The organism is Streptomyces sp. 8N114 (genome assembly GCF_052245835.1).
Classification (GTDB): domain Bacteria; phylum Actinomycetota; class Actinomycetes; order Streptomycetales; family Streptomycetaceae; genus Streptomyces.
This window is the reverse complement of sequence record NZ_JBQQBT010000002.1, coordinates 522,795-539,680: the sequence shown is the minus strand read 5'-3', so window position 1 is coordinate 539,680 and position 16,886 is coordinate 522,795. Positions and strand designations below refer to the sequence as shown.

The 16,886-nt window shown below is 71.0% G+C and carries 16 protein-coding genes and 1 pseudogene; 6 read left to right on the top strand and 11 right to left on the bottom strand.

Annotated features, from left to right (window positions below; genetic code table 11):
• Nucleotides 1–16: 16 nt before the first annotated feature.
• Nucleotides 17–1,369 carry an NADP-specific glutamate dehydrogenase gene (gdhA, locus tag ACTWQF_RS07875; protein WP_443278493.1) on the bottom strand — a complete coding sequence of 451 codons (1,353 nt, stop codon included), beginning with the start codon at nt 1,367–1,369 and terminating at the stop codon, nt 17–19.
• A 120-nt stretch (nt 1,370–1,489) separates the two neighbouring features.
• Nucleotides 1,490–1,693 carry a hypothetical protein gene (locus ACTWQF_RS07870; protein WP_443278495.1) on the bottom strand — a complete coding sequence of 68 codons (204 nt, stop codon included), beginning with the start codon at nt 1,691–1,693 and terminating at the stop codon, nt 1,490–1,492.
• A gap of 132 nt (nt 1,694–1,825) precedes the next feature.
• On the opposite strand from ACTWQF_RS07870, the gene ACTWQF_RS07865 reads away from it, so the two are divergent.
• A complete protein-coding gene (locus ACTWQF_RS07865; RefSeq protein WP_443278420.1) occupies nt 1,826–2,245 on the top strand; it encodes a CBS domain-containing protein in 420 nt (139 codons plus the stop codon).
• A 40-nt stretch (nt 2,246–2,285) separates the two neighbouring features.
• On the opposite strand, the gene ACTWQF_RS07860 is transcribed toward ACTWQF_RS07865, so the two are convergent.
• Nucleotides 2,286–2,918 carry a GNAT family N-acetyltransferase gene (locus ACTWQF_RS07860; protein WP_443278418.1) on the bottom strand — a complete coding sequence of 211 codons (633 nt, stop codon included), beginning with the start codon at nt 2,916–2,918 and terminating at the stop codon, nt 2,286–2,288.
• Between the two features lie 164 nt (nt 2,919–3,082).
• Here ACTWQF_RS07860 and ACTWQF_RS07855 point away from each other — a divergent pair, with 164 nt between their 5' ends.
• Nucleotides 3,083–3,277, top strand: a complete 195-nt coding sequence (locus ACTWQF_RS07855; protein ID WP_443278416.1) for a hypothetical protein — start codon at nt 3,083–3,085, stop codon at nt 3,275–3,277.
• Between the two features lie 51 nt (nt 3,278–3,328).
• A complete protein-coding gene (locus ACTWQF_RS07850; protein ID WP_443278414.1) occupies nt 3,329–4,717 on the top strand; it encodes an NADP-dependent succinic semialdehyde dehydrogenase in 1,389 nt (462 codons plus the stop codon).
• A gap of 24 nt (nt 4,718–4,741) precedes the next feature.
• On the opposite strand, the gene ACTWQF_RS07845 is transcribed toward ACTWQF_RS07850, so the two are convergent.
• Complete coding sequence (locus ACTWQF_RS07845; RefSeq protein ID WP_443278412.1) at nt 4,742–6,202, bottom strand: membrane-associated oxidoreductase; 1,461 nt, start codon at nt 6,200–6,202, stop codon at nt 4,742–4,744.
• Nucleotides 6,203–6,372: 170 nt separating this feature from the next.
• On the opposite strand from ACTWQF_RS07845, the gene ACTWQF_RS07840 reads away from it, so the two are divergent.
• Together ACTWQF_RS07840 and ACTWQF_RS07835 are read left to right on the top strand one after the other, a co-directional pair.
• Complete coding sequence (locus ACTWQF_RS07840; protein ID WP_443278410.1) at nt 6,373–6,741, top strand: nuclear transport factor 2 family protein; 369 nt, start codon at nt 6,373–6,375, stop codon at nt 6,739–6,741.
• Nucleotides 6,742–6,785: 44 nt separating this feature from the next.
• Entirely contained in the window at nt 6,786–7,376 is a 591-nt protein-coding gene (locus tag ACTWQF_RS07835; RefSeq protein WP_443278408.1) for a 2'-5' RNA ligase family protein, read from the top strand.
• A 36-nt stretch (nt 7,377–7,412) separates the two neighbouring features.
• Here the strand turns inward: ACTWQF_RS07835 and ACTWQF_RS07830 are convergent, their stop codons facing one another.
• The 4 genes from ACTWQF_RS07830 to ACTWQF_RS07815 all read right to left on the bottom strand — a co-directional run bounded on the left by ACTWQF_RS07830 (nt 7,413) and on the right by ACTWQF_RS07815 (nt 11,988).
• Nucleotides 7,413–8,444, bottom strand: a complete 1,032-nt coding sequence (locus tag ACTWQF_RS07830) for a glutathione S-transferase family protein (RefSeq protein WP_443278406.1) — start codon at nt 8,442–8,444, stop codon at nt 7,413–7,415.
• 234 nt (nt 8,445–8,678) lie between these two features.
• A complete protein-coding gene (locus tag ACTWQF_RS07825) occupies nt 8,679–9,482 on the bottom strand; it encodes an alpha/beta fold hydrolase (RefSeq protein ID WP_443278404.1) in 804 nt (267 codons plus the stop codon).
• Between the two features lie 92 nt (nt 9,483–9,574).
• Nucleotides 9,575–11,146 (bottom strand): PTS ascorbate transporter subunit IIC, encoded by a 1,572-nt coding sequence (locus ACTWQF_RS07820; RefSeq protein ID WP_443278402.1) that lies wholly within the window; start codon nt 11,144–11,146, stop codon nt 9,575–9,577.
• Nucleotides 11,147–11,214: 68 nt separating this feature from the next.
• Nucleotides 11,215–11,988 carry a PTS sugar transporter subunit IIA gene (locus tag ACTWQF_RS07815; RefSeq protein ID WP_443278400.1) on the bottom strand — a complete coding sequence of 258 codons (774 nt, stop codon included), beginning with the start codon at nt 11,986–11,988 and terminating at the stop codon, nt 11,215–11,217.
• Nucleotides 11,989–12,130: 142 nt separating this feature from the next.
• On the opposite strand from ACTWQF_RS07815, the gene ACTWQF_RS07810 reads away from it, so the two are divergent.
• On the top strand, nt 12,131–13,279 hold the full coding sequence (locus ACTWQF_RS07810; RefSeq protein WP_443278398.1) for a baeRF2 domain-containing protein: 1,149 nt from the start codon (nt 12,131–12,133) through the stop codon (nt 13,277–13,279).
• Between the two features lie 302 nt (nt 13,280–13,581).
• Here ACTWQF_RS07810 and ACTWQF_RS07805 read toward each other — a convergent pair.
• From ACTWQF_RS07805 to ACTWQF_RS07795, 3 genes and pseudogenes are all read right to left on the bottom strand, one after another.
• A pseudogene (locus ACTWQF_RS07805) lies at nt 13,582–14,706 on the bottom strand (MFS transporter); the annotation flags it as partial.
• Between the two features lie 533 nt (nt 14,707–15,239).
• Nucleotides 15,240–15,782 (bottom strand): lytic polysaccharide monooxygenase auxiliary activity family 9 protein, encoded by a 543-nt coding sequence (locus tag ACTWQF_RS07800; RefSeq protein ID WP_443278396.1) that lies wholly within the window; start codon nt 15,780–15,782, stop codon nt 15,240–15,242.
• A gap of 145 nt (nt 15,783–15,927) precedes the next feature.
• A complete protein-coding gene (locus ACTWQF_RS07795) occupies nt 15,928–16,764 on the bottom strand; it encodes a polysaccharide deacetylase family protein (protein ID WP_443278394.1) in 837 nt (278 codons plus the stop codon).
• Between the last annotated feature and the right edge of the window lie 122 nt (nt 16,765–16,886).

Below are 16,886 nucleotides of genomic sequence, written 5' to 3'. Positions count from 1 at the left end.
ACCCCCTCATCAGCCGCTAGACGACACCCTGGCTCCGCATCGCCTCGGCCACCCGGTGGAAGCCGGCGGCGTTGGCGCCCAGGACATAGTCGTCGGGGCTGCCGAACTCCTCGGCGGCGGTGACGCAGTCGGTGTGGATCGCCCGCATCACCGTGGCCAGCCGGGACTCGGTCTCGGTGAACGTCCAGGACTCGCGCGCCGCGTTCTGCCGCATCTCCAGCGCGGAGGTGGCCACGCCGCCCGCGTTGGCGGCCTTGCCCGGGCCGTAGCGGACGCCTGCCTCGCGCAGCACGCCCACGGCGTCGGGAGTGCAGGGCATGTTGGCGCCCTCGGCGACGACCTTGACCCCGTTCTTGACGAGGCTGACGGCGTGCTCCTCGTGGAGTTCGTTCTGCGTCGCACACGGCAGGGCGATGTCGCACGGCACGTCGTAGACCGAGCCGCGGGTGCTGAACCGGGCGCGGGGGCGTGCCTCGGCGTAGGTGTCCAGCCGGCCGCGCCGCTCCAGCTTGATCTCCTTGAGCAGGTCCAGGTCGAGGCCCGCCTCGTCCACGAGGTAGCCGGAGGAGTCGGAGCAGGCGATGACCTGGGCGCCGAGCGCCTGGGCCTTCTCGACGGCGAAGAGGGAGACGTTGCCGGATCCGGACAGGACGACGCGGTGCCCGGCGAGGTCCTCGCCCCGGGCGGCGAGCATTTCGCGGACGAAGTGGACCGTGCCGTACCCGGTGGCCTCCGTACGTGCGTGTGAGCCGCCCCAGCCGATGCCCTTGCCGGTGAGCACGCCCGCCTCGTAACGGTTCGTCAGCCGCTTGTACTGGCCGAACAGATAGCCGATCTCGCGGGAGCCGACGCCGATGTCCCCCGCGGGCACATCGGTGTGCTCGCCGAGGTGGCGGTGCAGCTCCGTCATGAAGGACTGGCAGAAGCGCATGACCTCGGCGTCGCTGCGGCCCTTGGGGTCGAAGTCGGCGCCGCCCTTGCCGGCGCCGATGCCGAGCCCGGTCAGCGCGTTCTTGAAGATCTGCTCGAAGGCGAGGAACTTCACGGTGCCCAGCGACAGCTGCGGCACGAAGCGCAGTCCGCCCTTGTACGGGCCCAGCGCGCTGCTGAACTCCACCCGGAAGCCGCGGTTGACGTGCACCTCGCCCGCGTCGTCCGTCCACGGCACCCGGAAGAGCACCTGCCGTTCGGGCTCCACCAGCCGCTCCACCAGCTTCGGCTCGGCGTACTCGGGGCGCTTGCGCAGCACCGGCTCCAGACTGTGCAGCACCTCCCGTACGGCCTGGTGGAACTCGGGTTCTCCGGGGTTACGGCGCAGAACGTCGGCGTACACCGCTTCGATACGGCTGCTGGCATCCACGGACATCATCCTCGTCATTCGCACGGCCGCCCATGCCCTGCCGGGACAGGCTGGTCACGAGGGTACGTTCGGCCGCCACGAGTCCGGCTCGTGAGTGGCGAGAAACACCCTCGCGGGTGGGGCGGCGTGTCATTTGGCGAGCCGTATCGCACTCTCCAGCAGCAGCGCGTGCACGAACGCCTGGGGCGGATTGCCGCGCAGCCGGCGCTGTTCGATGTCGAACTCCTCGGCGTACAGCGCCCGTGGCCCGTAGGCGGCGCACTTGCGCCGGGGAGACAGCCGCGGCCAGCGGCAGCAGGCGGGCGGTGTCCACGTTCGGTTCGTCGGCGGCACGGGCCCTCATTCCGTCGGGGATACCCAGCCGCACGACCCATGGGCGCCCTGTGTGACGCACCGCGACGCCGGGTACTCGGCGCTTCCCACGGCGGCGGGCCGAGCCGCTGCCCGCTCGGAAGGAGGACGGCGATGACTCAGCGGGTGCGCGAAATCATGACTCCGGCACCGGTCGCGGTCGGCACCCTCACCGGCGTCTGCGAGGTCGCGCAGCGGATGCGCGACGAGGACATCGGCGCCGTACTGGTGACGGAGCGCGACGAGCTCCGCGGCCTGGTCACCGACCGCGATCTGACGATCCGGGTACTGGCCGAGGGGCGGGACCCCCTCCATACGACGGTGCGCGAAGTGTGCAGTTCTCGTCTGGTGACGGTCTCCCCCGACGAGGAGACCGGCCACGCCGCCGACCTCATGCGCCGCCACGCGCTGCGCCGGCTGCCGGTGGTGGACGGCACGGAGGCGGTGGGCATCGTCGCGCTGGGCGACCTGGCGGTCGAGCGCGCCCCGGACTCGACCCTGAGCGAGATCAGCGCGGCGTCGGCCAATACGTGAGGGAGAGGCGACGGCCCGTCGAGGGCCGCCGCCCACATGCTCAACCGCCCGGGGACTCCGCACCGGGGTGCCGCAGCATCGCCCACGTACGCGGTCCCCCGTCCGGGAGGTCGACCTCCGCGGTGACGGCGAAGCCGAGGCGCTGGTAGAAGGCCACGTTCCGCTCTGCGGAGGTCTCCAGGAACGCGGGCTGCCCGGCCCGGTCGGCCGCTTCGAGCCCGGCGCGTACGACGGCGCTGCCGAGGCCGCCGCCCTGCGCGGCCGGGTCGACACCGACCGTGGCGAGGAACCACGCGGGCCCGGTCGGGCGGTGCGGCTCCAGCGCCCGCTCGGCCGACTCGAAGGCGAAGGCGCGCTCCCCGGCCAGTTCCCCGAGCAGCGGGCCGATCTCCGCGAAGCCGGGTGACGCGTCGTGGTCGGGCGTCGTCCAGACGGCGACGGCCTCTCCGCCGTCCGCCACCCATACCCGCCCGTACGGTATGCCGATCCGGGTCAGAAAGAGCTCCTGGAAGCGGGCGACGCGCTCCTCGTGGCCGTCGGCGGCGACAACGTGGCGGGTGAAGGCGTAGTCGGCGAACGCGCGCGTGAGGGTGCGCAGCGCGGCGGGGACGTCCTCCGGGACGGCAGGGCGGACCCGTGCTGCGGGGCGTGCTGCGGCGCTCGGTTCTGTCATGGGCACTCCTTGTAGCGGGCGTGGAACCGTCACCGCTGAAACGATCAACAGCCGGCGAACGTGCCCCGCTCCGCTTGGTGCGACCGCGGGGATGGGTGTTCCCTGGGTAGAAGGGAATGCCCCGAACAGACCTGAATGCCCCTACCTGAGGTGAGGAGCTGGATATGTCCAAGCGCCGGCCGGACCAGGCAGGAAGCGAGCCCGACCAGATCCGTGGGCCCGAGGAACGGCGGATCCACGGCGGCATGCCGGAGAAGCCCGACGACGAGGCGCTGGCCAAGCGCACGGAGCAGGAGCGGGTCGACGCCGGAGTGGACGACTACGACCCCGAGGACGTGCCACCCGCGACGGAATCCTGAAGACCCCGAGGGTCGGCCACGGCCGGCCCGCACCGCTGAGAGGCCGCAGCCATGTCAATCGCCACGGTGAACCCCGCTGACGGCGAGACCCTCCAGACGTTCGAGCCGCTGTCCGACGAGGAGATCGAACAGCGCCTCGCGGACGCCGACGCCGCCTTCCGTGCCTACCGCACCACCACGTTCGAGGAGCGGGCCCGGCTGCTGAACGGGGCGGCCGACCTCCTGGAGCGGGAGTCGAGCGGCGTCGCGCGCGTCATCACGACGGAGATGGGCAAGACACTGGCCGCCGCGGAGGCGGAGGCCGCCAAGTGCGTCAAGGCGATGCGCTGGTACGCGAGGAACGCCGAGGCACTGCTGGCACCCGAGTACCCGGCCGCCGAGGACGTCGAGGACTCGGGCGCCGTACGGGCCAGGGTGCGCTACCGCCCGCTGGGGCCCGTACTGGCCGTCATGCCCTGGAACTTCCCGCTCTGGCAGGTCATCAGGTTCGCGGCGCCCGCGCTGATGGCGGGCAACGTGGGGCTGCTCAAGCACGCGTCGAACGTGCCGCAGACCGCGCTCTATCTGGGCGATCTGTTCCACCGGGCAGGCTTCGCGCCGGGCTGCTTCCAGACCCTGCTGGTGCCCTCCCGCGCCGTCGAGTCGGTGCTGCGCGACCCGCGGGTGGTTGCGGCGACCCTCACGGGCAGCGAGGCCGCGGGCCGTTCGGTCGCCTCGGTGGCGGGCGACGAGGTCAAGAAGACGGTTCTCGAACTCGGCGGCAGCGACCCCTTTGTCGTGATGCCCTCTGCCGACATCGACGCGGCAGCACGCACGGCGGTGACCGCGCGCGTGCAGAACAACGGACAGTCGTGCATCGCCGCGAAGCGCTTCATCGTCCACACCGACGTCTACGACGCGTTCGCCGAACGGTTCTCGGCAGGCATGCAGGGGCTGACCGTCGGCGACCCGATGCAGCCGGAGACGGATGTCGGCCCGCTCTCCAGCAAGCAGGGCCGGGACGATCTGGAGGAACTGGTCACCGACGCGCTCACACTGGGCGCGCAGGCACTGTGCGGAGGCCGTCGGCCGGAGGGCCTGGAGCGGGGCTACTACTACGAGCCGACGGTGCTCACCGGCGTCACCGAACAGATGCGCATCCACCGCGAGGAGGCGTTCGGCCCGGTTGCCTCGCTCTACCGGGTACGGGACGTGGACGAGGCGATCGAGCTGGCCAACGACAGCCCGTTCGGGCTCAGTTCCAACGTCTGGACGCAGGACGAGTGCGAGACGGACCGCTTCGCACAGGATCTGGAAGCCGGCGGCATCTACTTCAACGGTATGACCGCCTCGCACCCGGCCCTGCCGTTCGGCGGCGTCAAGCGCTCCGGGTACGGACGGGAGCTGTCCGGGCACGGCATCCGCGAGTTCTGCAACACGACGACGGTCTGGCGCGCGTGATCCTTCCGCGCAGTTCCGGGTCACTCAGTTCCGGGTCACCGCGCGGTTGACGCCGGTCACGAACGTGGTCGCCAGCACCCAGCCCGCGACGATGAGCAGATACGCCAGCCACTGGTACCAGCCCTGTGGCGCGTACGCCTTCTCCTGGCCGAAGTCGATGATGGGCAGCAGCAGATCGAGGGCGTAGGCGAAGGCGTTGAAGTCGGGCGCCTCCTCCGCCTTGAGCGGGCGCGGCGGATGCAGCCCGTAGGCGAGCGCCCCCAGCAGAAGCAGCCCGGCCAGCCATCCGGCGGCCCGCATGGGGCGGAAGCCGTATCCGACGGTCACCTCCTGGAGATATCCCCACAGCCGCCCGGGGAGGGAAAGCGTCGTGCGGTACCTGCGCTCCTTGGCGAGCTGGACGGTACGGGCCGCGGCATCGTCGCCGATGTGCCGGTAGGCGGCGGTCAGCTGCTCGTACGCGAACGGTACGTAGCCGTCGCCGTCGCGGGTGAGGACCTCCAGCCGCTCGGAGGCGGGGCGGGCGGGCATGAGCGTGGTGTACGTCAGGCCGTCGAGACGTACGGAAGCCGGCCACACCTCGGGGCTGACGTGCAGCAGCTCGAACCGGGACCGGCGCAGGTTGACGGTGCCTTCGACGGGGCTGGCCTCGCGCAGCCAGAATTCGCCCGCCGAGCAGCTGCTGGCCCGCAGGGCGGCGCCCCCCGGGTTGGACAGCTGGGCGTAGGCGAAGTTGAGCTGGCCCGGCACGGTGGCGCCCCGCAGATTGACCCGGCCCTCGGCACGCAGTCGCATGGCGTGCACATCGGTGCCGACGGAGAGTGTCTCGGCCTGAAGCGCGGTGCCGCCGGGGCACAGCAGGCGGGCGTCGTCGAGCCGGACGAGGCCGGTCACGGTCAGTCCGTCGAGCCGGGTCCTGCCGTGCACGGTCAGCCGAGCGGCCCGCAGGTCCTCGCCGACGGTCGCATGGTCCAACTTCAAGGGGTCCTCGGTGCGTTCGGCTGACCCGGCACCGTCCTCGCCTTCCGCCTCCGGGGTGCCCAGCACCGCGCGGTCCAGGAAGAGTGCTCCCGCGATGCGCGCTCCGGCGAGTGCCACGGCTCCCTCGACGCGGCAGTCGTTCAGCCGCAGCGCCCCGTCCACCCGCACGGTGGTCGCCCACAGCCACGGCATCCGGCACCCGTTCAGGGAGAGCTGCCGGAACTCGGCGCCGTAGAGCACGACCGTCTCCTCGAACTCGCAGTCCCGCAGCGACACCGGGCAGGAGACGACGCCGGAGTGCACATTGAGTTCACCGGTGACCAGGGCGCCGCGCAAGCGGAGCGCCGGTATCTCGCCGTTCTGCTCCGGCGAGCTCAGCAACAGCGAGCGCAGCACCCGGGCGCGTACCGATCTGTCGTCCGATGCCGAGAGGTCCACCGTCCCGCCGCGGGGAAACGCCTCCCACACCCGCCGTTCCGGCTCCGTCAGTTCGTTGATCTCCACGCGCGCGACTCTTCCCGCACGTCGCGAGGGCGTCAACTCCACGCCGCCCTGCCCGCATCGGCGCTTACCCCGCGGGTAATCGACCCGGCCCCCGTTCGGGCGGCATCGTCAGGGCATCGGCCCGCGGGCAGTCGTCGGCGGGCTTCCACAAGAGCGAGGGGACGTACGCCATGAACACCTACGAAGCCGCTGTCGAGCGCTACTTCGCCGCCTGGAACGCGCCGGACGCCGAGAGCCGCGCGAAGGCCGTCGCCGCGGCGTGGACGGAGGACGGCAGCTACACCGACCCGCTGGCGCAGGTGTCAGGCCACGACGAGCTGGCCGCCGCGATCGGTGCGGCGCGGGAGCAGTTCCCCGGCTGCGAGTTCCAGCTGGACGGAGCCGTCGACGGGCACCACGACATCGCCCGCTTCTCCTGGGAGCTGATCGTCACCGCGGACGGCTCCTCCCCCGCCGCGGGCTCGGATGTGCTCACGCTGGCCGAGGACGGCCGGATCTCCTCGGTCAAGGGCTTCCTGGACCGGGTCCCGGGCGCCTGAGCCCGCGTGCCCGGGGCGAGCGGTGCCGGGCTACGGTGCCGGGCGTGGAGAGCGCGGGGAACACGGATGTCGAAGGCACCGACGAGGGCCCGGACGGGGCGGACGAGGGCTGGCCGGTCGCGGTCGGTACGACGGCGCTGAGCGTGCCGGTACCGGAGGCGGACGCGGTGGTACGTGGCTGGCGGGCGCGGTACGACACCGCGGCGCGGCACGGGGGAACAGCACATCTGACGGTGCTGTTCCCCTTCCTGCACCGGGACCTGATACGCGGGCCGGAACGGGCGGAGCTGGCCGCGCTGTTCGCCCGGCAACCGCCGTTCACGCTGACGTTCGACCGCTGCGGGGCCTTCCCCGGGGTGCTCTACCTGGTGCCCGAACCCGCGGCGCCGCTGCGTGCGCTGACCGCGGCCGTGACCGGCCGCTGGCCCTCGCACCCGCCCTACGGGGGCCTCTTCGGCGATCTGGAGCCGCACCTGACGGTCGCCAACAGCGGCGAAGCGCGGACCCACCGGCACATCGAGGCGCGGCTGAAAGCGCTGCTGCCGGTGACCGCCCGGGTGAGCACCGTCGAGCTGGTCGTCCATGAACCGCCGGGCCGCTGGCAGCCGTGGCTGACCTTCCCGTTGGGCGGGTGAGGCGCCGGGGCACGAGTCCCCGGCCCGGCGGCTGCTTCAGGGCCGGTGCCCCGCCGGGATCTCCTCGCCGGCCGGAACGGGACCCGGCGGAGTGCCGTCCCCGAAGGGGCGGCCACCGAGCTGCTCACGGTGGTGCGGGGTCATCCAGCCGGACAGCCCGGGTCCGGCAGGCACGATCGAGGTCGGGTTGATGCCGGTGTGCACGACGTAGTAGTGCCGCTTGATGTGGTCGAAGTCGACCGTGTCGCCGAACCCCGGCGTCTGGTACAGGTCCCGCACGTACGCCCACAGCACCGGGTCCTGCTCCAGCTTGTTGCGGTTGCACTTGAAGTGGCCGTGGTAGACGGCGTCGAACCGCACCAGCGTGGTGAACAGCCGGATGTCCGCCTCGGTGATGGTGTCGCCCACCAGGTAACGCCGGTCCCGCAGCCGCTCCGACACCAGGTCCAGACGGCGGAAGACGTCTGCGTACGCCGTCTCGTAGTCCTGCTGCGTAGTGGCGAAACCGGCCCGGTAGACCCCGTTGTTGACGTCCCGGTAGATGCCCTCGGCCACCTCGTCGATCTCGTCACGCAGCGCCTCAGGGTAGAGGTCGGGCGCGCCCGGCCGGTGCAGGTCCTGCCACTCGGTCGCCAGGTCGAGGGTGATCTGCTGGAAGTCGTTGGTGACCAGCTTGCCGCTGGGCACGTCCACGATGGCGGGCACGCTGACCCCGCCCGGGTAGTCCGTCTCCCGTTTGTCGTACGCCTCGTGCAGGAAGCGGATGCCGAGCACCGGGTCGCGGTCGTCGGGGTCCAGGGTGAACCGCCAGCTGCGGTCGTCCTGGATCGGGTCGGTGACGCCCAGCGAGAGCGCACTCTCCAGGCCGAGCAGCCGCCGCGAGACCAGGGCGCGGCTGGCCCATGGGCAGGCGCGGTTGACGACGAGCCGGTAGCGGCCCGCCTCGACGGGCCAGCCGTCCCGGCCGTCGGCCGTGATCCGGTCCGCGAAGTGGCTCTTGGACCTCTTGAACGCCTTCCGGCCGTACTCGGTGTTCCCGGCGCCGTCGCCGGCCTCAGCGGTGCTCATTCCGGTCTCCTTCTTGCAGGTCTGGGCGGAGTCCTTGCTCGCCCGGGCGGTTGTTCGCCGCCCGAGCGCATCTCATCACTCCGGCACCGTCCGTGCCGAGTACCGGCGTGTAAGGACGGTGATACGGGAAGCGGTGCCTCTGCCCGACGCTTGGGGGAGCAGGGTGGGCAAGCGCAGCCCGCCATGCCTGGTGCGCAAGATCGGATGTGCAGCACAGGTCGCAGGGCCGTCGGGTCAGCCGGTGAGGAAGTCCCGCACCACCGGCGCCAGGTCCTCGGGGGGCACCTGGTGGAAGGCGCCGGGCAGGGTGCGGTGTTCGCCGTACGGCAGTGCCTCCGCCGTTGCGCGGGCGGCTTCCTGGAGCACCGGCGTGCTGGCGTCGCTGGACAGCACGAGGGTGGGGACCCGCACAGCGGCCAGCGTGTCGGTCGGCAGCGTCGCGTCGCCGAGCAGCGTGGTGTCGTAGGAGAGTGTGTGGGCGATCTTCTTCATGTCGTCCCACCCCGGGGACCGGCGGGCGCCTTCGACGGCCTGCGGGGGCAGCCCGATGATCTCCGCCAGGAAGTACGCGACCGCCTCCGAGCGGTCCTCCTGCCCGATGAGCTCGGTCAGCCGGGCCACGCGGACGGGATCCTGCAGCTGGCCCGCGGCGCCGGTGAAGGGCGGTTCGAAGAGTACGAGCCTGCTCAGTGCGACCCCCGTACGCGCCGCCGCTTCGAGCACGACGAGGCCGCCGGACGACATTCCGAACGCGAACACCTCCGCTTCCGCCGCTCCCCCGCCGAGCGCCTCGGCGACGGCTGCCAGGTCCGCGCCCTCCTGCGCGGGCGCGTAAGGCTCGGTGTCGCCGCTGTCGCCCCTGCCCCGGCGGTCGTAGACCACTCCGGACAGGCCCAGGGCCGCCAGCTCACCGGCGAGTGGCACGCCGGCGGTGCGGGTGGCGAGCGCGCCGCCCGTCAGGACGACGGGCGGGCCTTCGCCGAACTGTTCGTAGGCGAGCTCGGTGCCGTCGGACGAGGTGGCGAAGCGCACGGTCATGGCGGGCCCTTCCTGGCTGTGGCGTTGTGCTGAGACTTCTATCAGCAGCCACCGGCGACCAGGCGCCGCACGCGGTGCGCAACGCGTCCGGTTCAGCCCTCGGGCGGCGGAGGCGGCGTGGGCGCACCGGCGGGCGGCGGCAGCTTGGGGTAGTTGCGCGGCAGCGTGCCGGTCGCGGCGTCGGAGGGTGCACCGGCACCGACCGCCTCGGGCGGCAGCAGCGCGTCGCGGCGTGCTCCGGGGTCCCAGCCGGGTTCGACGACACGCTTCTGGACCAGGATGGCGCCCGCCAGCACCGAGCCCCCGGTGGCGAGCATCAGGACAATGCCGCCCGTCTCGCCCGCCTTGTCCGCGAAGCCGATGAGGGAGCCGAACCAGCCGAAGTCGGCGTCGCCGAACGTGGTGTTCTCGTCCCCGAAGGCGCCCAGGACCTTCAGCAGCACGGCGGGCAGCAGCGTGATGAGGACGCCGTTGGCGAAGGCGCCGAGCACCGCGCCGCGCCTGCCGCCGGTCGCGTTCCCGTACACGCCCGCCGCACCGCCGGTGAAGAAGTGCGGCACCAGTCCCGGCAGCACCAGCGCGAGACCGAACGCCGGGTTGAGCACCCAGGCGAGCAGGGCGAGGGTGCACAGGCCGCCGACGAAGCTGGAGAGGAAGCCGACGAGCACCGCGTTCTGTGCGTACGGGAAGACGATGGGCGCGTCCAGCGCGGGCACGGCGCCGGGCACGACCTTCTGGGCTATGCCCTGGAAGGCCGGGACGAGTTCGCCGAGGATCGTCCGGACGCCGAAGAGGATGACGGCGACCGCGATGCCGAACTGGAGGCCCTGCATGATGGCCTGCATCAGATAGTTGCCCAGGCTGGTGGCGGCTGTCCCGCTGTCGGCGGCAAACGCCTTGAAGGCCGTCTTCTCGCCGGCCTTGACGACGTAGAGGATCGCCATGACCACATAGATGAGCAGCATGGACAGGGCGGTGGCGACCATCGAGTCGCGCAGGAAGCGCAGCCCCTCGGGCAGCTTCATGTCCTCCGTACTGCGGCTGCGCCTGCCCACGAGCTGGCCGACTGCACCGGCCGTCACATAGCCGGCCGTTCCGAAGTGGCCCATGGCGATGCTGTTGTTGCCGGTGATGCGCTTGGTCCATGGGTGGGCGAAGGCGGGCATCGAGACGAGCAGGATGCCCAGCAGCACGCCACCGACCGTCACCACGACCCACGCGGACAGCCCCGCCGTCGCCAGCACCATGGTCAGCAGCGTCGCCATGAACAGCATGTGGTGGCCGGTCAGGAAGACGTAGCGCAACGGCGTGAACCGGGCCAGCAGCAGGCCGAGTCCGAACCCGACGATCATCAGCCAGGCAACCCGCGCACCGAACTGGTTCTGCGCGATACCGACGATCGCCTCGTTGGTGGGGATCACCCCGTGCGCTCCGGTGGCGCCATGGATCATCTCGCCCAGCGGCGCCAGCGAACTGACGACCAGCCCCGCACCGGCGCCGATCAGCAGAAAGCCCAGCGTCGCCTTGATGGCGCCGCCGACGATCTGCCCCGCCGACTTCTTCAGCGCGATCAGGCCGGCCGCCGTGATGAGACCGATGAGATACGCGGGAACGCTGAGGATCTCGTTGACGAGAAACTTCGCGATGGTGACCAGCCAGTCCATGGCGCCTTCCGCTTTCGTGCCGTGCTCGTAGGAGGTGTGGGGGGTGGCGGGATGTGGGGGGTGGCGGGTCAGACGTCGTAGGTCTCGCGCAGCGCGGCGTCCACTTGCTTCGCGCTGGTGAAGTCCTCCACGACCCGCACCGGGATGCCCACGTCACCGAGGGTCCTGGCGATCTCGCGGGAGGTGAGAATGGCCGCCGCCTCGGCGGCCTTGCCCTTCGCGGAGATGGTGTCCGTGGCCTCGACGGTGATGTGCCGCTCCCAGCCCCAGCGGTCGAGGACCTGCTCCAGCGTGTTCTTGAGGAAGAGGCTGGTGCCGACGCCGTTGCCGCAGACCGTGAGGATCTTCTGCATGGCCGGTCCGCTCGCCCGCGCCGGCCGTTCGCCGTCGGACTCCTGCTGCTGGAGCGCCCGGTGCAGGTCCCCGGGAGTCGCCGCGTTGCGCAGCGCCGCCTCGGTGTCCGGGTCGCCCAGCAGCCGGGCGAGAGCCGCCATGGCCGCCGTGTGCGCGCCGGAGTCCTGTGCCGCCAGCGCGACGACGAGGCCGACCGGGTCGTTCGTCTCGTGCCCGAACGCGACGGGCTCCGCCAGCCGCACCCACGACATGCCCGTGCGGCGCACCGCGGGCGAGGGGCGCGCGTGCGCGAAGGCGAAACCGGGCGCGATGACGATGTACGGCCCGTTCTCCTCGACGTTGCGGATCATCTCGTCGGTGTACGCATCGGTAGTGGAACCCCGCGTGACCAGCAGTTCGCCCGCCGTGCGGACCGCGGAGCGCCAGTCCGCGGCGGACACGTCGAGCCGGATCGCCTCGCGGGGCAGGAGTTCGCTCAGTGACGCCATGGCCGGATACTGACACGCCGCTCCGCGCGGCCTCGGGGCGCCTCCCTGCAAGAACCCGGAGGCGGGCCGGGGACCCGTGTCGGTGCGGAGAGCAAGGGGTACTCGCGCTGTCTGTGGATGGTCACGAAGCAGGGAGGAAACCATGCGCCTCGATTCCCTCGCACCCCTTCTCGACCGGAACGGGCCGTGGGCAACCGTCTACACGAGTACGGCACGGGCCACCGAGTCCGCCGGTGAGGAGCGCCGGCTGGCGGCCCGCGCCGCGGGGGACGAGCTGGCGCGGCAGGGGGCCGACGCGGCAACCGTGAACGCCGTTGCCGAGCATCTGGGCGCGCTCTCCCCCAGGACCCAGCCCCGGGGCAGCGTGGTGTTCGCGGCCAACGGCGACATCGTGCTCGACCTGCCGCTGAATGTGGCGCCCGACCGCAGTCACGTCAGCTGGTCGGCGCTGCCGCACCTGGGACCGCTGCCCGAACTCCGGGGAGAGAACCCGCGCTGTCTGACGGCGCGCATCGACCGTACGGGCGCGGACTTCGAGCTGGTGGACGCGCTCGGGACGCACAGCGCCGGGCAGGCGACCGGCGAGGAGTGGCCGGTGCACCGTACGGCCACGGGGGAGATGTCGGAGAGGCACTTCCAGCTGCGTGTGGAGAACACCTGGGAGAGCAACGCGGGGCTGGTCGCGGAGGCCGTCGCCCGCCGCTTCCAGGAGACCGGCGCCGAGGTGCTCGTCCTCAGCGGCGACCCACGGGAGCGGCGTGCCGTCCATGAACGGCTGCCCGAACAGCTGCGGGCCATCGCCGTGGAGACCTCGCACGGTGGCCGCGCCGCGGGCTCCTCCTCCGAGCTGCTGGACCGGGAGACTGCGCGGGCCCGCGAGGAGTTCGCCGCCCGGCACACCGCTCAGGCACTCGCCGCGATGCGGGCCGCGCACACCCCGGGTCCGGCGCCCGCGGGCTCGGCCACGGCGGAGACGGTGCCCTCCCTGGTGGAGGCGGCACGGGAGCACCGGGTCGACACGCTGCTGGTGCGGCCCGGCGGTCCGGACCGGGAGCGCGAGGTCTGGGTGGGTGAGGGCTACGACCAGGTGGCCGTGCGGCGCTCCGAGCTCCAGTACCTCGGGGCCCCCGACCCCGCGCCCGCGCGCGCCGACGACGCGCTGCTGCGGTCCGCGCTGGCGACCGATGCTGAGGTGCTGGTCGCCGACCCGCAGGAGGAGCTTCCGGTCGGCGGGCTCGGAGCGCTGCTGCGGTGGACGCACACCGATGAGAGGGCGGCCGCCGTGGGGTGACCCCCTTGGGGGATCGTCGCCGGGCGGTGCCCTCCGACGGAGAGAAGGGGTGGTGCTCCCCGCGCTTCTCTCCGCCCGTCATAGCTGTGTGAAGGGGCGCTCCGCGCGCCCCGGGCACATAACGCTTCCGACTTGATGCTCTTCCAAGGGGCGGAAGGAGCGACTTCCCAGGAGCCGGAGCTGCGGTCCAGCCAGCCGGACAGCAGCCCGAAGCAGGCGCCCGTCAGTGCCAGGAGTGCGCCGAGCCAGCTCGGTGAGGTGAGGCCGAAGCCCGCGGCGATGACCATGCCGCCGAGCGAGGCGCCCAGCGAGTTGGCGATGTTGAAGGCGGACTGCACGCTGGCGGAGCCGAGTTCGGGCGCGTCCCTTCCATGGTCGAGAATGCGCGCCTGGACGCTGGGGATGGCGGCCATGCCGGCGATCCCGGTGAGGAACACGTTGACGGCGACCAGGACGGTGTTGTGCGCCGTCACCTGGATCATGGCCAGCGAGAGCGAGAGCGCCAGCAGGGCGCAGCAGATAGTGCGTACCGGCCAGTCGGCGAGCCGGCCGCCGAGCATGGTGCCCACCGTCATTCCCGCCCCTGCCAGGGCCAACAGTGCCGTGGCGGCCGTGGGAGTGTAGCCGCTGACCTGGGTGACCAGCGGCTGGATGTAGGTGTAGAACGACGAGGTGCCGGCGAAGCCGAACACCACCACGGCATAGGCGAGCCACACCTGCGGTCTCTTGAATATGCCGAGTTCGCCGCGCACGGTCCCCCTGCCGGGTTCTCGCTGTACGGGGATCAGCGCCGCGAGGGAGACGAGGGCGAGGAGACCGATCCCCGCGACGACGATGAATGTCCAGCGCCAGCCGACCGTCTGCCCGAGCAGGGTGCCCAGCGGCGAGCCGACGATGTTGGCCATCGGCACGCCGACCAGGACCACCGAGAGTGCTCTGCCACGCTTTTCGGATGCGACGAGTCCGACCGCGACAACAGCCCCGATTCCGAAGAACACACCGTGCGGGAGCCCGGCTGTAAAGCGCGCTGCCAGCAGCAGCTCATGGTTCGGGACAAAGGCTGACGCTGTGTTCCCGAAAATGAACAGGCCGGTCATCACGAGCAGGATTGTCTTACGGCGGATCCGCATACCCGCGATGGTGAGAAGCGGTGCCCCGATCACGACACCGAGTGAGTAGGAGGAGACATAGCCACCGGCATCGGAGATGCTCACTCCCATGTCGGAGGCGGCTTCGGGCAGTAGACCTATCATCACGAACTCGGCCGTGGCCGCACCGAACGTTGCAATGGCCAGAGCCAGGAGGGCAAGGGGCAACGTGACCTCCTTGCGGGAGTGGGGTGTTGGGGCTGCCCGGCTCGCCTCGGCGGGCCGTTCCTTGAAAAGAAGCGTGCCGCAATACCGGATTCGAGCAAACGGTTTCCCCATAAGGCTGCCCATAATAGGATTCCGGGAATTTTCCGAACTCCCCCTGGAATCAAGGCAGTCGAGAAGCAAAGCCGCCAAGGAGCCATCTGCGGAGGGCGCGTGATTCGGCGTGTCGCCACCCAGTTCGCCGATCACCTTACGGGCAAAGAGAGTTGCCGGTGACGAAAGCGGCGGCTGTGACACAGGAATTGCGTATACCCGTGAGTGAGTAGCGGATGGTAACCGAATGGCGAAATCCGATCGGTGCGGATCACGGCGGACCGGAACACCGGAAGAAAACGGCCGCTCGGTCTTCCCCGACGGCCGCTCGCGCTTCGCCGAGGGGCGATCGGGCTTCGCCGAGGGACGATCGCGCTTCACCGAGGGACGATCGGGCTGGGGCGTCGCACGCGACCCAGGTCGCGGCCACGGCCACCCCCGGGCGGGATGGCCGTGGCGTGCCCGTCAGGCCGCGAGTGGGCCGGTCCGCGGACGGGGGGCCTTCCGGCCGGAGGGAGGTGGAGCCGCCCCGGCCGGAAGGTGGATGGGAGGCGTCAACCGCCGATGTTGACGTCGACGCAGGCGTAGAAGGCGTTTGCGGTGTCCGCGACGTTCCACACCGCAAGCACCTTCTGCTTGCCGGTGAAGCCTCGGAAGCCGACGTTGTGGGAGACGTACTCCGGAGGCTGTGCGCCGCCGTCGTCGAACTCGGCAATCTTCGTGTCGCCGATGAAGTACTGCCAGGTCGTGGTGCGGTGACGTGCTGTCAGCTTCCAGTTGAAGGTGGCCGAGCTGCCGACGTCGGCGACCTGCCATCCCTTGTTGTCGTCGCGCAGTTCGGCGAAGCGTTCGTTGCCACCGGCGCAGTCCTTGAGCCCCTTGGGGCCCTCGACGCTCTGCGGCTCCCACTTGATCTCGCCGCAGGAGACGACGCCGGTGGCGCACTGGGCCTGCCGGCTCGCGGGGTTGGTGATCCAGCCGTGCGCGTCGGCCGGGGTCGCGGTGAGCCCGACGACCAGGAGGGGGGCGAGGCCGACACCGGTCAGTGCCGCTAACTTCCGTCTGTTGTGCTGCTTTTGGCGCATGGTTCTGTGCATCTCAGCTCCTTCGGTGAGGGGAGAGCACACAGTGGGGATTGGTCTGGACTTTAGCGACTGGCCGGAGACGGTCAAGACTTCGGGACAAAGCGGTCAAGCCTGGTGGCCACGCCCAGCGGTCACGCCCAGCCGTCACGCCCGGCGGTCACGCCTTCGGGAAGCTGAAGCTGTAGCCCTGTTCCTTCAGCCAGGGCAGCAGCTGCTGCAGCGCCTGGTAGGACTCGGAGCGGTCACCGCCGCCGTCGTGGAGGAGGACCACCGCGCCGTCCTCCATCTGCTCCTTGGCGTGCCGGACTATCGCCTCGGCACCGGGAAGCTGCCAGTCCCCGGGGTCGACGATCCAGCCGAGCGGCCGCATCCCCTGCTCGGCCGCCATCCGGCGGCTGGCGGGGGTGAAGGCCCCGCCGGGTGCGCGGTAGTAGTGGAGGGGCGCGCCGCCCGACGCCTTGTCGATCATGCGCTTGGCGTCGCGTATCTGCCGCTTCTGATAGGCCACCGACTTGTGGTCCATGCCCGTGTCGTGGTCGACGGAGTGGTTGCACAGCCGGTGCCCCTCGGCAACGATCCGTCTGACGAGCTTCGGGTAGCGCTCGGCGTTGGGGCCTATCAGACAGAACGTCGCCTTGACGTGGTACTGGCTCAGCAGGTCGAGCATCCTGGGCGTCCACTCCGGGTGGGGACCGTCGTCCAGTGTGAGCGAGACCGAGTGCCCGCCGGCGGCGGTGTGGTGGCTTATCTTCCGGCTGACCTTCCGGGGAGCCTTCGGCTTCGCGGGCTCGGCGTGGGACTGCTTCTCGGCGGGGGCCGGGGCGCCCTGCTGCACGCGCGCGGCGCGCACACTCTGCTCCCAGCCCGGATGCCGGCTCGAGGCGGCAGCCCCCGAACCCGTCCCGATGAACGCCGTCAGCAGACCGACCGCCACGGTTCCCGCCGCGGCGGATATCGCCACGGTCCCCGGCCTGCTGCCCCGCTTGCTGTGCACTTCTGCTCCCAACTGCCCGTTTTCACCGAACTTGCAATGATGCAGACCACTCGGGAAGTACAGCGGTTGCGTCGCCGAGATGAGAGATACGCCGCATTCGGGGCAGGGCTGGGCAACGACGG

Bases quoted from the DNA above. Each gene is read 5' to 3' on its own strand.
- gdhA (WP_443278493.1), bottom strand. From the start codon at position 1,369: ATGATGTCCGTGGATGCCAGCAGCCGTATCGAAGCGGTGTACGCCGAC.
- ACTWQF_RS07865 (WP_443278420.1), top strand. From the start codon at position 1,826: ATGACTCAGCGGGTGCGCGAAATCATGACTCCGGCACCGGTCGCGGTC.
- ACTWQF_RS07860 (WP_443278418.1), bottom strand. From the start codon at position 2,918: ATGACAGAACCGAGCGCCGCAGCACGCCCCGCAGCACGGGTCCGCCCT.
- ACTWQF_RS07855 (WP_443278416.1), top strand. From the start codon at position 3,083: ATGTCCAAGCGCCGGCCGGACCAGGCAGGAAGCGAGCCCGACCAGATC.
- ACTWQF_RS07850 (WP_443278414.1), top strand. From the start codon at position 3,329: ATGTCAATCGCCACGGTGAACCCCGCTGACGGCGAGACCCTCCAGACG.
- ACTWQF_RS07840 (WP_443278410.1), top strand. From the start codon at position 6,373: ATGAACACCTACGAAGCCGCTGTCGAGCGCTACTTCGCCGCCTGGAAC.
- ACTWQF_RS07830 (WP_443278406.1), bottom strand. From the start codon at position 8,444: ATGAGCACCGCTGAGGCCGGCGACGGCGCCGGGAACACCGAGTACGGC.
- ACTWQF_RS07825 (WP_443278404.1), bottom strand. From the start codon at position 9,482: ATGACCGTGCGCTTCGCCACCTCGTCCGACGGCACCGAGCTCGCCTAC.
- ACTWQF_RS07820 (WP_443278402.1), bottom strand. From the start codon at position 11,146: ATGGACTGGCTGGTCACCATCGCGAAGTTTCTCGTCAACGAGATCCTC.
- ACTWQF_RS07815 (WP_443278400.1), bottom strand. From the start codon at position 11,988: ATGGCGTCACTGAGCGAACTCCTGCCCCGCGAGGCGATCCGGCTCGAC.
- ACTWQF_RS07810 (WP_443278398.1), top strand. From the start codon at position 12,131: ATGCGCCTCGATTCCCTCGCACCCCTTCTCGACCGGAACGGGCCGTGG.
- ACTWQF_RS07800 (WP_443278396.1), bottom strand. From the start codon at position 15,782: ATGCACAGAACCATGCGCCAAAAGCAGCACAACAGACGGAAGTTAGCG.